Source organism: Mesorhizobium sp. M0983 (assembly GCF_040318975.1).
Classification (GTDB): domain Bacteria; phylum Pseudomonadota; class Alphaproteobacteria; order Rhizobiales; family Rhizobiaceae; genus Mesorhizobium.
Genome location: NZ_JAMYNH010000017.1, coordinates 20,217 through 32,933, shown reverse-complemented (window position 1 = coordinate 32,933; position 12,717 = coordinate 20,217). Strand labels below are relative to the sequence as shown.

13 protein-coding genes, 1 tRNA gene and 1 pseudogene are annotated in these 12,717 nt (G+C 62.7%); 8 read left to right on the top strand and 7 right to left on the bottom strand.

Features of this window, described 5'->3' with window-relative positions; all coding sequences use genetic code 11:
- Nucleotides 1-57: 57 nt before the first annotated feature.
- Both NKH71_RS25040 and NKH71_RS25035 read left to right on the top strand, forming a co-directional pair.
- Nucleotides 58-699, top strand: coding sequence for a DNA-3-methyladenine glycosylase family protein (locus NKH71_RS25040; protein ID WP_352789515.1), 642 nt, complete (start codon nt 58-60; stop codon nt 697-699).
- A 129-nt stretch (nt 700-828) separates the two neighbouring features.
- Nucleotides 829-1,386: an HNH endonuclease gene (locus NKH71_RS25035; RefSeq protein ID WP_023677956.1), complete on the top strand. Its 558-nt coding sequence runs from the start codon at nt 829-831 to the stop codon at nt 1,384-1,386.
- A gap of 230 nt (nt 1,387-1,616) precedes the next feature.
- On the opposite strand, the gene NKH71_RS25030 is transcribed toward NKH71_RS25035, so the two are convergent.
- Both NKH71_RS25030 and NKH71_RS25025 read right to left on the bottom strand, forming a co-directional pair.
- A complete protein-coding gene (locus NKH71_RS25030) occupies nt 1,617-2,135 on the bottom strand; it encodes a disulfide bond formation protein B (RefSeq protein ID WP_352789512.1) in 519 nt (172 codons plus the stop codon).
- A 29-nt stretch (nt 2,136-2,164) separates the two neighbouring features.
- A complete protein-coding gene (locus NKH71_RS25025) occupies nt 2,165-2,752 on the bottom strand; it encodes a YqaA family protein (RefSeq protein WP_352483530.1) in 588 nt (195 codons plus the stop codon).
- Between the two features lie 354 nt (nt 2,753-3,106).
- On the opposite strand from NKH71_RS25025, the gene NKH71_RS25020 reads away from it, so the two are divergent.
- The 4 genes and pseudogenes from NKH71_RS25020 (at nt 3,107) to NKH71_RS25005 (ending at nt 7,653) form a co-directional block, all read left to right on the top strand.
- Nucleotides 3,107-4,966, top strand: a complete 1,860-nt coding sequence (locus NKH71_RS25020) for an ABC transporter ATP-binding protein (RefSeq protein ID WP_352895391.1) — start codon at nt 3,107-3,109, stop codon at nt 4,964-4,966.
- Between the two features lie 358 nt (nt 4,967-5,324).
- Complete coding sequence (locus NKH71_RS25015; RefSeq protein ID WP_352789507.1) at nt 5,325-5,852, top strand: CPBP family glutamic-type intramembrane protease; 528 nt, start codon at nt 5,325-5,327, stop codon at nt 5,850-5,852.
- Between the two features lie 158 nt (nt 5,853-6,010).
- Nucleotides 6,011-6,095, top strand: a tRNA-Leu gene (locus tag NKH71_RS25010).
- 299 nt (nt 6,096-6,394) lie between these two features.
- Nucleotides 6,395-7,653 (top strand): annotated as a pseudogene (locus tag NKH71_RS25005) (hypothetical protein).
- Here the strand turns inward: NKH71_RS25005 and NKH71_RS25000 are convergent.
- From NKH71_RS25000 to NKH71_RS24985, 4 genes are all read right to left on the bottom strand, one after another.
- On the bottom strand, nt 7,646-8,191 hold the full coding sequence (locus tag NKH71_RS25000) for a hypothetical protein (protein ID WP_352789504.1): 546 nt from the start codon (nt 8,189-8,191) through the stop codon (nt 7,646-7,648). The pseudogene NKH71_RS25005 and the gene NKH71_RS25000 sit on opposite strands and share 8 nt — an antisense overlap.
- Nucleotides 8,191-8,784, bottom strand: a complete 594-nt coding sequence (locus NKH71_RS24995; RefSeq protein WP_023721058.1) for a hypothetical protein — start codon at nt 8,782-8,784, stop codon at nt 8,191-8,193. The genes NKH71_RS25000 and NKH71_RS24995 overlap by 1 nt, the downstream gene beginning before the upstream one ends.
- Complete coding sequence (locus tag NKH71_RS24990) at nt 8,781-9,380, bottom strand: hypothetical protein (RefSeq protein WP_352895390.1); 600 nt, start codon at nt 9,378-9,380, stop codon at nt 8,781-8,783. Before NKH71_RS24990 ends, NKH71_RS24995 begins: the two co-directional genes overlap by 4 nt.
- A 136-nt stretch (nt 9,381-9,516) precedes the next feature.
- Complete coding sequence (locus NKH71_RS24985) at nt 9,517-9,948, bottom strand: winged helix-turn-helix transcriptional regulator (RefSeq protein ID WP_023721056.1); 432 nt, start codon at nt 9,946-9,948, stop codon at nt 9,517-9,519.
- A gap of 147 nt (nt 9,949-10,095) precedes the next feature.
- On the opposite strand from NKH71_RS24985, the gene NKH71_RS24980 reads away from it, so the two are divergent.
- Both NKH71_RS24980 and NKH71_RS24975 read left to right on the top strand, forming a co-directional pair.
- Nucleotides 10,096-10,911 carry an antibiotic biosynthesis monooxygenase gene (locus NKH71_RS24980; protein WP_352789498.1) on the top strand — a complete coding sequence of 272 codons (816 nt, stop codon included), beginning with the start codon at nt 10,096-10,098 and terminating at the stop codon, nt 10,909-10,911.
- Nucleotides 10,912-11,065: 154 nt separating this feature from the next.
- Nucleotides 11,066-11,803 (top strand): SDR family NAD(P)-dependent oxidoreductase, encoded by a 738-nt coding sequence (locus tag NKH71_RS24975; protein WP_352495603.1) that lies wholly within the window; start codon nt 11,066-11,068, stop codon nt 11,801-11,803.
- A gap of 221 nt (nt 11,804-12,024) precedes the next feature.
- On the opposite strand, the gene NKH71_RS24970 is transcribed toward NKH71_RS24975, so the two are convergent.
- Nucleotides 12,025-12,633, bottom strand: coding sequence for a hypothetical protein (locus tag NKH71_RS24970; protein ID WP_023721053.1), 609 nt, complete (start codon nt 12,631-12,633; stop codon nt 12,025-12,027).
- Between the last annotated feature and the right edge of the window lie 84 nt (nt 12,634-12,717).

The following is a 12,717-nucleotide window of genomic DNA, read 5'->3' as shown; positions in this document are numbered from 1 at the left end:
TCCAGAGGGACGCGTGACGAAGCGTGTGCGGCACTTTTGATTTTGGAACAAGCAGACATGCAACGCATCGCCAACCTTGACGACATTGTAGAAGGCCTGGACGCGCTGTGCCTGCTAGATCCGCGCCTGGACAAGGTGCGCGGCATGGCCGGCGAGGTGCCGCTCAGGCTGTCGGAGCCGGGCTTCAGGAGCCTTGCCTCGATCGTCGTTTCGCAACAAGTGTCCCGCGCGAGCGCCGATGCCATCTTCGGCCGGCTGACGAAACTGCTCGATCCGCTGACGCCGCAGGCGATACTAGCCGCCGATGAGGCGGTCTTCCGCGAGGTCGGGCTGTCGCGGCCCAAGCAGCGCGGCCTGATTGCCGTCGCCCAGGCGGTGGCCGACGGGCTCGACCTCGATCACCTCTGCCAACTCGATGCGACGGAGGCGATCGCAGCCATGACCAAGGTGCCAGGCATCGGCCCGTGGACGGCTGAAGTCTACCTTTTGTTTGCCGCCGGACACCCAGATATCTTTCCGGCGCGCGACGTTGCTTTGCAGAGCGCGGTCGGCCATGCGCTCGGCATCGACCCGCGTCCGCCGGAGAAAATGCTGATCCAGCTTGCCGAATCATGGAGCCCGTGGCGCGGTGTCGCATCGCGGCTTTTCTGGGCTTATTATCGCGAATTGAAGGGCAGGGATGCCGCGCCTCCGGCCTGAATCCGCAAAAAAGCATTGAAATCATGCGTTTTTGAGACCCGGCATGATCGACAATCCGCTTCACATCCCTGTCATGTCGGGCTTACAGTATCCGCGTCGACCGGTTCTAGGGTGAAGGAGGTCAACGACGTGACGGTTGCCGTATCTCCGGATGGGCTTCCAGCGCTGGTGCTGAATGCGGATTACCGTCCGCTCAGCTATTACCCCCTGTCGCTCTGGTCCTGGCAGGATGCCATCAAGGCGGTGTTCCTCGAGAGGGTGAACATCGTCGCCGAATACGAACACGCCGTCTCTTCGCCGACCTTTTCGATGAAGCTGCCGAGTGTCGTCAGCCTGAAGGCCTACGTGAAGCCGTCGAGGCATCCGGCGTTTACCCGGTTCAACGTCTTCCTGCGCGACCGTTTCCAGTGCCAATATTGCGGCACGCCGGACGATCTGACGTTCGACCATGTCATTCCGCGCCATCGCGGCGGCGCCACGACCTGGGAGAATGTCGTCGCTGCCTGCTCGCCCTGCAATCTGAGGAAGGGCGGCATGATGCCGGCCCACGCCAAGATGTGGCCGCTGCAGAAGCCCTACCAGCCGACGGTGCATGATTTGCATAATAACGGCCGGCTGTTCCCGCCCAACCATCTGCACGAAAGCTGGATGGATTATCTGTACTGGGATGTCGAACTGGAGCCTTGAGATCATCCGATAATTCGGGAGGCTGGCCGTCTGAAGCGATTTTCTGCGCTTCCGGCCTTCGCCGGCCGAAGCATTTATGAGCGGTCGTGGTGTGGTAGTTAAGGCTACGGCTGGCGTAGGCCGGTGCTCACGTACTTTAGTACGCTCCGCTCCGGTTCTCGATAATCACTTGATACGACTCAGCCTGCCGAATTCTTGAATAATCTCGCGTCGGCGCAAGGGTGAACCGCTCAATCGCGGGCAAAGGCGCTGCGGAAGGCTACGACTGCCAGGACAAAGCTGGCGATGGCGTTCCAGCCGGCCAAGGACAGGCCGAGGATGCGGAGCGCCGCCTTGTCGCAGGAGGGCGGGACGAATTTGTCGAGCGCGTCGAGCACGCCCTTGCCGCCGGTGTCCACCGGTCCGGCGGCTGCGGTGCAATCGGTCGGGCCCGGCCACCACGCCCATTCGACGCCGGAGTGATAAACGCTGAGATAGAGGCCGTAGAGCATCAGCAGGCCGCCAATGGCCAGCAGGCCACGGCTTATCCAGGCGGGCGCCTTAAAGGCCGACGCAAGCACCGCCAGCAGCATCAAGGGCACGCCGGCATAGTAAGGGGTGCGCTGCTCGAGGCAGAGCTTGCAAGGGATGTAGCCGCCAACATACTGGAAGGCCAGCGCCGAGCCGACTGTGGCGGCCATGGCGACGGCGAGGAACAGGGCGGTGCGCAGCCGCTGGCGTCCGGTATCGGCATTCACGGTCGCTGTCATCGGACTCAGTCCATTCGGTTCGATGCCGTTCAGACGGCGTATTTGACGACGATATAGAGCAAAATCAGGGCAGCGGCGCCGGCGCCCGCAATGTGGCCAAGGCGCTTTTCGATGAAGTGGCGGATCGGCTCGCCATAGCGGCGCAAGAGCCAGGCGAGAAACAGGAAGCGAGCTCCGCGCGCAACGATTGCCAGCACGATGAACAGCAGCAAAGGAACGCCGATGACGCCGGACAGGATTGTCACCACCTTGATCGGCGGCAGATGGGCGAGGCCGGAGGTGACCAGCATCAGGATGATGAAGCCAACACCCGACGAGACGCGCATCGCCTCGAACTCGTCATATTTGCCGTAAAATTCGAGGATCGGCCGCGCCACCGCGTCATAGGCGTAGTGCCCGATGAACCAGCCGGCGATGCCGCCCAGCACCGAGGCGACGGTGGCGACCAGCGCGTAACGATAGGCGCGATCCGGCCGCGAAAGCGCCATCGGCAGATAGAGCACGTCGGCCGGCACCAGGAACACCGAGCTCTCGACGAAGGCGATGAAGGCCAGCCACCATTCGGCCGATTTGCTGGCCGCCAGCGACAAGGTCCAGTCGTAAAGTCCGCGAAGCATCGGCACTCCTAATGCACGCCCAAACCGGTAGTGGTCTTGGGTCACGACATGTACAAACAAGACTTGGAAGCGCGCCGTATCAATCTCGTCGGACAAGGTGCGCTTCAATGACATGCGCCGCCTGTCTAGAAAGATTTTCCGCGCTGCACAATGGCAGCTGCTTCACGAAATCGAAAGGCTGAGGCTTGAGCGAGCCCAGATGTCGGGATTTGGCCAGTTGACGACCAGGCCATGGCATCGAGCACCTGCCCGCCTGAAGTGCGTCAATCGTGGGTTTTCCCGTCGAACACGATCCGTGTTTAAATACGGCGATTTTTGTCACATCCTGTCTTTCCATCCGCCCTTTGCGCCGCCATGACGTTCTCCGATTTCATTTACCGCCCCTTTGAGACGCTCATCCGTCCGCTGGATATTTCACCCGGGCCGCTGCCAGCGAGCGGGCCGTTTGCGCTGCTCCTGCATTTCGCGAGGATGTTCCGCGGCACTCTTGCGGCCATTACCGTCTTGATGATGGCGATCGAGGGGATCAACCTTGCGACGATCTGGGGGGCCTCGTTCGTCGTCGACGGGGTGAGCGCGAAGGGCGCGGCGGTTTTCCTGCACGAGGACTGGCCGACGCTGGTCGTGCTCGGCGTGCTGGTCTTCCCCGTGCTGCCGTTGCTCATCTTCCTGGGCAATGCGCTGAACTCGCAGACGGTGGCCGTATGCATGCCGGCGGCGATGCAATGGCAGGGCCACAAGGCGGTGGAACGCCAGGACCTTGCCTTCTTCCACGATCTCTTCGCAGGTCAGGTTGCGTCGCGCATTTCGCAAGTCGCATCCGCCGTGCAGCAGCAGATCGTCGTGGCCTTTTACAGAATACCGCTATTTCTGGTGCAGCTCGTCGGTTCGCTCGTTCTGCTTGGCGCGGTATCCTGGCCGCTGGCGCTTCCGGTGTTCGTCTGGATCGCCGCCAACATCGCCATTGCGGTGGTGGCGGTGCCCCAATATTCCGAACGCTCGCGCCGCTCGACGCGGGGGCGCAGCCTTGTTGTCGGCGCCATGACCGACCTCTACAGCAACATCCAGATGGTCAAGCTGTTTGCGGCGGAAGACAGCGAGGCGGGCGCAATGCGCACCGTCATGGAAAACGCCATCGAGACCCAGCAGCGCGAAAGGCGCATCTATCTGACGACCGACGTGGGCGTCGTCCTGCTCAATGTTGCGCTCTTTCTCACCAACGTTGCCATAGGGCTCTGGGGATTTGTCGCCGGCTTTGTCACGATTGGCCAGTTCGCCGCATCGATCGCCATCGTTCAGCGGCTCAATGCCAACTCCCGTGCCTTCCTGCAGATGGGCCAGCAGATTTTCCAGGCGGTGGGCACCATCCGCGACGCAATGCCGGTCGTGACGACGCCGCCGACTACAAAAGACGCGCCGAACGCCAACCCGCTCGACGTCACGGCCGGCGAAGTCGAGTTCAAGAACATCCAGTTCGAATACCGCGAGGGCCAAAGGGTGATCGAAGACCTGTCGCTCACCGTGCGCGCAGGCGAGAAGGTCGGGCTCGTCGGCCTCTCCGGGGCCGGCAAGTCGACCCTTGTCAGCCTGCTCCTAAGGTTCTTCGAGCTGAAGGGCGGCGCGATCCTGATCGATGGACAGGATCTCCGCAGCGTGACCCAGGCCAGCCTTCGGGAGAGCATCGGCGTCGTCACCCAGGACGTCTCGCTGCTGCATCGCTCCGTCGGCGACAACATCCGCTACGGCCGGCCCGATGCCCCGCCGGAGACGTTGGAGCACGCCGCGATGCTGGCCGAGGCCGACGGCTTCATCGCCGATCTCAGAGATGCTGAAGGCCGCACCGGCTACGACGCTTTCGTCGGCGATCGCGGCGTGAAGCTTTCCGGCGGCCAGCGCCAACGCGTCGCGATCGCCCGGGTGTTGCTCAAGGATGCGCCAATCCTGGTTCTCGATGAGGCGACGTCCGCACTGGACAGCGAAGCCGAGGCGGCGGTCCAGTCCAAGCTCGCGGTTCTGATGGAGGGCAAGACCGTGATCGCCATCGCCCATCGCCTGTCGACCATTGCCAGGATGGACCGGATCGTCGTCCTCGACAAAGGCCGCATCGTCGAGGAGGGAAAACCATCGGCGCTGTTGGAACGCGACGGGCTCTATGCCCGACTGTGGAAGCGTCAGACCGGCGGCTACATTGCCGACGCCATCGAGGAGATGTGAGCCGCCCTCGGTGATGATGTTTTGCTCATGGCCGGCTCGACACATTCTGCTTTCACTCCAGAAACCGGAATTGGCTGAACTCGTTTCCACCGTAGCGTTCGGAAGCCGATCATGAGCGAAGCCACAGTCCCGAACTCCCGTGCCGCCATTCTCGAGCGGCGATCTGCCGGCGTGCTGACATGGTCCGGCCCCGCCTTGATGTTGTTCGCGCGCTCGGCGTTCGCTGTTGCCGCGCAGGGCCTGGTTGCGGCCATTTATGCAGCGCACGGTTCGGCAACGCCCTGGCGCGACGCAGGGGCTTGGCTGCCGGCATACGGCAGTTTGATCGACGCGGGCTGCCTTGGTCTCCTGTGGTGGCTTGCACGGGCGCGAGGGCATCACGCTGCTCGATTTTATCAGCTTCGATCGCAAACGCTTGGGGCGCGATCTGTTGTTGGGCGTCGCGCTCATCCTCCCGAGCCTCGTTTTCATCTACGGTGGGATCATCGCCAGCAGCCTGTTGGTCTACGGCAACCCTGATGCACTGCAAATATACGGACCTTTGCCGCTCTTGCCTGCGCTTTACGGGGTGCCGATCTTTCCGTTGGTCTGGGGCATTACGGAGCAGACCACCTATAACGGCTATCTTCTGCCGCGTTTCCAAGTCTTGTCGGGAAGCACGGGATTTGCCGTTGCCGTCGTAGCGTTTTCCTGGTCGTTTCAGCACGCCGTGATGCCGCTGACGCCACACTTCATGCTCTACCGGCTCTTGGCGCCTATCGCCCATTCGACATTCATCACCCTCGTGTACCTGCGCGTGCGCCGCATCCTGCCGCTGGCGACGGCGCATTGGCTCATGGATGGGGTGTCAGCATTCATCGGCATTCTGTGGCCGCTGTTGAGGTAGAAGGGTTCAAACGGGCTGAGATGCCCACTATGGACCGAAGCCTCCGATCGACGAAATCGAAAGCCTGGGCTTGGGCTAGATAGGGTCTCGGGAATTGGCCAGTTGACGAACAGGCCTCCAACCGTATAGTCCGCGCCCATCCAGGCCGCCCGGCCTGAGCCCCTATGGCGGAATTGGTAGACGCGCTCGACTCAAAATCGAGTTCCGCAAGGAGTGCTGGTTCGATCCCGGCTAGGGGCACCATTTCTTAAATTCCCACGCCACTTCTTATTAAACCCAAGGGCGTCGGTGGGATCGTCCACGACGCCCTCGACGGCATCGAATGGTTGCGTCTTGCCTGTTGCCGCAAGCTGCCCAAGCTTCCGCTGAACGGTGCGCGGACTAGACCCAAGCGCAATTGGGCGTTCCTCACCACCGCAATCGGGCGTGCTGCGGTCCCCGCCATCACGAGGGATGCGCCGCCAACTCCGCGGTCAGCTGGTATAGCCGAACCGGACATTCCGTGGATTGAGGCGCCGGTCTTGCTCGGCTATGCACATGGCATGACAACGACCGACGATATTGTCAGGCCTCTTTCCCTTACCGTGGGTCTTATTGCCCGCTTCTGGCCGCAACTGCTGCTTCTCGGCGCCATCGGCTATGTAGCGCGCGACCTCCTGCTCAACGCGGCAGTCACGGTGGGCCTCGTCAATCCCCTCGGCGGGATGGTTGTGCTTTCGCTGGTGGTGCTGACGAAGCTTCTGGTCATCGTGGCGATGTTCGTCGCCCTGCGTCCGGGACTGCCGGCACTCGCCTCGCTTCGCCAAATGTCGGCAAGCGGTGCGAAACAGGAGAAAACATCCCAGCCCGCCGACCACTTGCTGGCGGTGACCGCGGCCGCCATCTTGCCCTTCTTCGCCTATTACGCCGCATGGGGATTCCTCGGCGACAGTGTGCGAGAATATTCGCGGCTGGCGCTCGAACGCATTCCGCTGGGAGAAAGCGCCGACATATTCGGCCTGCTGCGCTCCAGCGGCCTCATTGCGTCGATTGTCGGCTGCTGGTTGGTCCGCTGGTTCGCGAAGCGCATGAACAAAGGCGCGCGCAGGCCTTACTGGCGGCTGCTCGTCGTGGCGGCGGATGCAAGCTGGATTTTTATCGGGCTCTATGCGCTCGATATCTGGAAGGACGAGTTCATCACCTGGATCGGGGCTAGTGCGTTGCGCAGCGAACTCAGCATGGGCGCAGGATCGCTTGTCCTGTCGATCGCCGCTCACGCTGCCGAAGGCTTCACGCCGGCCGAGTTCAGGCAGCCCGGCATCCTGGAACAGGCGCAAAGCCTGTTCTTCTATGCGCTTCTGCCAATGGTCTGGCTGGTCATGGCGGCGATCATCAACGGCTACGAGCTGACGGCCGCTTCGGCAGCGGCCGCGCCGCCGCCGTCGCGCGGGTCCACCTGGCGCAAATGGTTGAGCGACTTCATCACGCATTTCCTCGGCGGCTACCGCTCGCGCTATGCGCCGATTTGGGCCTGTCTCAAGCTCACGCTCGGCGCAGGACTCGCGACGCTGCTCACCTTCGTCGTCGCCTACCGGCTGTCGGCTGGCTTTGCGCCTGGCTGTGGTTTGGCGCGACGCGGACGCTCGGCGCGCCAGACCTCGATAGATGGCAGGTCGTCTTCAGCTTCGCCAGCGTGTTCATCGGCAGTCCGAGCGATCTTGACGGCGGCATAGTGCTCGACGCCTTGAGGATCGCGCTGCTGGCGGCGGTGCTTGAATTTGCGGTGGCGGCGCAACGGCAGCCGCTGAGGGTCGCTACCTGAAGAGCAGATGGCGCGGCCTGGCGTTCGCCAGCGTGACCGACAGCGCAAGGCCGCTTGCCGTCGCCGGAATGACGAAAGTCTCGGCCATGCGCGCCGTGCCGCGCGTGCCGGCGCCCTGGAAGGCCAGCCCGCCGCAGCGGGGCTTGTCGGCTGCCTCGGGCTGCATCTTGCGCACGACGGGCCGGGTCAGGAAGGCAGGCAGCCAGCGGCGGCCTTCGGCGTCTGTGAGCACAACGGCGCAGGGGCTTTCTGCAAGGAGACCAGGATCCTCGATCCTCGCCTCGAATTCGGCCAGCACGACGGCTTCATCTGCCGAGCCGCCGGGCAGGCGCGACAGCGTTGTCAGCCGCCATTCGGCCCCGGCGTAGCGCTGCGACTCACCCCTGTCGACCGCGATCGGGTCGCGGTCGCTACCGGATCGCCATGCCTCCAGGCTTTCCCAGGAATGCACCAGCACTGCAGCCGGCAGGGCGAAGCCCAGCCCAGCAAGGCTCAGCCAGTAGCGGCGTCTCTCGGCACGGGAAATGGCCTCCGCCATCACTCGGTCTCCAGCGTCCAAGGCATCGGGCCATCGCTCCGGCGGATCGTCACGGCGCCAGGGATGTCGCCCACCGCAAGTTCGGTGATTGCCACCCGGACCTCTTCACCCAGCGGTGTGAATGCCGATGGCGCGACCAGCACGGTTCCGCCCGCAAGTTCGTTTTCCGGGACTTCGAAAGCCATGAGCACGGGCTTTGGCAGTCCCGGCTCCAGCCGCTCTGCCGGCAGCATTGCCGGCATGGTGGAAATGCGCTGGCTGAGAGAATAGCGCAACCCGCTCGGGCCGAGCCATTCGGCGGAGGTCAGGGTCAGGCTCTCGCGTTTTGCTTCGGCGGCGGCCTCGACCAGGACCCAGACCCCGGAAGTGGTGTAGGTCCGGGTCTGGCCAAAGCGCTCGATCCTTACGGTACGCGCGAGATGCACGTCGCCGACGGCCAGCGCGAAGGCGCGTGCGTCGGTGCGCTTACCCTGCTCGCCAGCAATCGAGACGGGCGAGGTGATGTTGCTGTAGAGCGGGGTAGTCCGCTGCATTGCGTAGAGGATCGCCGCCGCGAAGATGATCGCGCCGGTTTCCTTGAGACCTGTTCTCATTGCCCCGGCCCGACGACCATTTCGGTCTTTACCGGCAATGCCACGATCGCGACCGGATCGCGATCGAACCAGCCCGAGCCGCCGTAGAGATTGTCACGCCGCTTGTAGATCTGGCTGCCCACCACGAGACGCAGATCCTGCGGCAGCGGCTGCGCCTTCGGCCACTCCCAGGCGGCGATCATGTGTTCCGGTATGCCGGGATGGACGCCGCTTGCGATCCATTTGTCGCGTGCAAGATAGAAGGCCGGCGCCTGCACGTCCGTGATCGGCGGGTCGATGTCAAACATGGACGCGAAGGCGTTGCTGGTCGCCGCCGAGCGGTTGTCGAGGTCGAATTCGACCATCAAAAAGGTCTTCGGCTGGGACGGCTCGGTTCCCGGCGGCGGAACCGAGCCGGTTCGGGCACCGCGAAACGTAATAACCCAGCGCCCGGTGTCGATGGGCTCGCCGGCTGCGACCGTTGGAGTTGGCCGCGAGTTGGATGCGTCATACACCGTCATTGCGAATGACGCGGCGGCCGCCGCGAGGCCACCAAGGCCGGCGACGAGAAACGCAAAAAGACGCTGCCGCAAAGTCGATCGCTGTCCGACGGACATGTTTCCTCCCGCGGACTATCCACCAGACCCGAGCCACAGATGCAACCTGGAGAGGTGAGCTATGCGGTAACATTTATGGCACAATTCGAAACAGCTTCGTCTTGGATCGTGCTGCGGGCCGGACCCGCCGCCGTGCCTAGCGGAGGGCCGCCACGACGTCGGCGAAATCGGCCCGCTTGCCATTGTCGGCGCGGCGCAATTGCACCTCGACGGGCCTGCCGTCGGATTGGTCGCAGTAGAAGATGGGTCCGGGCCGCACCCATTTGTCGCCCCACTCGGTCAGCGCGATGATGACCGTTTTGAATTCCAGCCCCTTTCGGGTCAGGACGTATTCGGCCTGCTCGCCGGCGGCACCCGGACGACGGTCCATCAGGCCGGCCTCGACGAAATCCTCGAGGCGCTTGGCCAGGATGTTGGTGGCAATCCCCAGGCTCTTCTGGAATTGCGAAAAGCGCGTGTAGCCGCCGAACATCGCGTCGCGCAGGATCAACAGGCTCCAGCGCTCGCCGACCAGCTCCAGGGCGCGTGAGGCCGAGCAGTTCTGTTTTTCATAAAGACGACCAAGCATGGCGTGAACATACCCTGTTGACTTGCATCATGCAAGTATGCATTGTGCTTGCATGATGCAAGCGATGGAGCTCGAGAGAGCGTCGCTCACTTCATCGCCCGAGACTTGGGTGCCCATCAACCGTCGGATCCAGACAGGAGATATGTCATGAAAAAGGATGAAGATTACACGACGTCATTTGTCGTTGAGCAAAGCCCGGAAGAGCTTTTTGCGGCGGTTGTCAATCCGCGCGCCTGGTGGTCCGAAGACATCGACGGCGATACCAACAAGCTCGGTGCGATATTCTACTATCACTTCAAGGATATCCACCGCGGTACCTTCAAGGTTACGGAGCTTGTGCCCGGCAAGAAGGTCGTCTGGCACGTCGTCCAGAACTACTTCAACTTCGTCAAGGATGCGACCGAGTGGACCGGCACGGACGTGGTCTTCGAGATCGCGCCGACCGACAAGGGTACCGAGCTGCGCTTCACCCATGTCGGGCTGAAGCCGAGTGAAGAATGCTACGACGTCTGCCATGACTCCTGGCGCTTCTATGTCGCGAGTCTTCGCGACCTGATTTCGACGGGCAAGGGGCAGCCCAACAAGGGCGAAGAGAACGCCAATCCAACGGTCGTGCCGCAAAACGAGAACATCGGCCTCGAGCGCAAGACAGCGAGCGATGGCGCCGAGATGATCGTCATGACGACGGCAGCGGCGAAGCCCGGCATCGAGAGCAAGGTGCGGAATGCCCTGCGGGACGTAGCAGGGGCGGCCCGCAGGCAAAGCGGATGCATCGACTACAGCGTCTTTCGCTCGGAGGCGGAGCCCCATGTTACGATCTGCGTCGAGCGCTGGATATCGAAGCAGGAGCGCGACGCTTTTCTACGCTCGGCGGACGCGAAGAATTTCGTCTCGGCCATAACCGGCGCCTTCCTGGAGCGCCCATCGCCGATCTCCTACACGACATTGGAAGTCGGGTCCTGATTGCAAGGGTTCGCCCGGCGACGGTGCCGGTGCCGGCTGCCCTGGAGCAACGCAAAGGGGGACGGCATCCAAGCATGGAACAGAAACCTATAACCTACTTGCATGATGCAAGAACGAATGGCTTGCATTCATGCAAGTAGGAGGAGAGATCGCCGTGCCAAAATCGATGGAAGTCACAGACAAGGCCGTTCTGGTAACCGGGGCCAACCGCGGCCTCGGCAAGGCGCTGGTCGAGGAAATATTGAGGCGGGGTGCCAAGCGCGTCTATGCTGGCGCGCGCAAACCGCTCGCCCACGCGGATCAGCGTATCACGCCGCTGATCCTGGACGTGACCGATACGGCGCAGATTGGGGCGGCTGTCGAGCGGATCGGGTCCCTCGATATCCTCATCAACAATGCTGGCATCGGGCTCTACGACGACCTCGGCGATCGTGCTGCGCTCGAGCGACACCTCGCCGTCAACCTGCTCGGCGTGCACGGCGTAACCCACGCATTGCTGCCGCTGCTCACGCGTTCGCGCGGCGCCGTGGTCAACATCCTGTCGGAAGCGGCCCTCGTTCCCTTCCCCATTATTCCGTCCTACTCGCTGTCGAAGGCCGCCGCGTTCTCCATGACGCAATCGCTACGTGCTCTCGCCGGCGCTCGTGGCGTGAGCGTTCATGCGGTCCTGTCTGGTCCCATAGACACCGACATGAGCAGAGACGCCGACATACCGAAGAGCTCCGCGGAGAGCGTCGCGAAAGGTATCCTGGACGGCATGGCGCGAGGGGAGGAGGAAATTTTCCCCGATCCAAAATCGGCGTCCATGGCCGAGAGCTGGCGCGGCAGCGCGTTCAAGGCGCTCGAACGCCAGATGGCGGCTTTCGTCCAAGCCATGCCCGCAAAGTCATAGGCGACCGCGCTGCGAGCCCAACGGCCCCGCAGCGAATGCGCTATGGCGAAATTGCCCTAGGCTGCCGATGCGTCGCCGGTTCGATCCGGGCTGAGGGCACCATTTTCTTCCGGGAAACCTCGAGAGGTTACTTGGGCGTTATCCCAGGAGCGTCCTCTGGGATAACGTCTGAGATCCGGCAGCCCTTCCTGGCAAGCTGCGGATCGCAGCCCGAGCCGCTATCACATCGGCCCCGGCACCATCTTGGTCGGCTGCTCCGGCATCGGAAACGCATAATTGTCGCATTTCACGTCCGGGTTCGTCGGGCTGAACATTCCGAGTGGGTTCTCCTTGAACAGCCAGGCGTGAAGGTCGTAGTGGTGGAACTCCTTCGGGATGAGCGGATAATGCCCCTCCATAGGCCCCATGAATGTCTGGCCGAAGAGCTTCGGCGGCTCCTTGGTGTCCGGCGTCAAGGGCACGAGCCATTCCACACCGACCAGGCGCAATTCGCCGCCGACCGGCTCATAGATCAGCACATTGGGGCGCGTCGGATCCGCGGTCGGGCCGACAGTCGTGACGTTGACGAAATGGATGCCCATCGCGCCCTTCGGGTAGTCCATCGCTCCCTCTACCTTTTCGCCGCTGTAGAAGACGCATCCAACCGTCGACAGATAAAGCTCGCGAATGGCAACCTTGTAGTCTTCATACCTGGACAGCGATTTACGCAGGGCATCGATCTCGGCCTTGTCGGGTTCGGCGGCCCGAGGAGCGGCGGCGTTCAGACACGCGCCGACGAGACCTGCCAATGTGAGGATACCGAGACGCCTGAGGTGAGTTGTTTTCGTCATGCATTCCTCCCAGATTTTTCTTCTGGCCGTGCAGGACCGAGGCGGCAGTGATGCTGGACGCGCGGCCGTAATTGATCGCCTCAT

Bases quoted from the DNA above. Each gene is read 5' to 3' on its own strand.
- NKH71_RS25040 (WP_352789515.1), top strand. From the start codon at position 58: ATGCAACGCATCGCCAACCTTGACGACATTGTAGAAGGCCTGGACGCG.
- NKH71_RS25030 (WP_352789512.1), bottom strand. From the start codon at position 2,135: ATGACAGCGACCGTGAATGCCGATACCGGACGCCAGCGGCTGCGCACC.
- NKH71_RS25025 (WP_352483530.1), bottom strand. From the start codon at position 2,752: ATGCTTCGCGGACTTTACGACTGGACCTTGTCGCTGGCGGCCAGCAAA.
- NKH71_RS25020 (WP_352895391.1), top strand. From the start codon at position 3,107: ATGACGTTCTCCGATTTCATTTACCGCCCCTTTGAGACGCTCATCCGT.
- NKH71_RS25000 (WP_352789504.1), bottom strand. From the start codon at position 8,191: ATGGCGGAGGCCATTTCCCGTGCCGAGAGACGCCGCTACTGGCTGAGC.
- NKH71_RS24995 (WP_023721058.1), bottom strand. From the start codon at position 8,784: ATGAGAACAGGTCTCAAGGAAACCGGCGCGATCATCTTCGCGGCGGCG.
- NKH71_RS24990 (WP_352895390.1), bottom strand. From the start codon at position 9,380: ATGTCCGTCGGACAGCGATCGACTTTGCGGCAGCGTCTTTTTGCGTTT.
- NKH71_RS24985 (WP_023721056.1), bottom strand. From the start codon at position 9,948: ATGCTTGGTCGTCTTTATGAAAAACAGAACTGCTCGGCCTCACGCGCC.
- NKH71_RS24980 (WP_352789498.1), top strand. From the start codon at position 10,096: ATGAAAAAGGATGAAGATTACACGACGTCATTTGTCGTTGAGCAAAGC.
- NKH71_RS24970 (WP_023721053.1), bottom strand. From the start codon at position 12,633: ATGACGAAAACAACTCACCTCAGGCGTCTCGGTATCCTCACATTGGCA.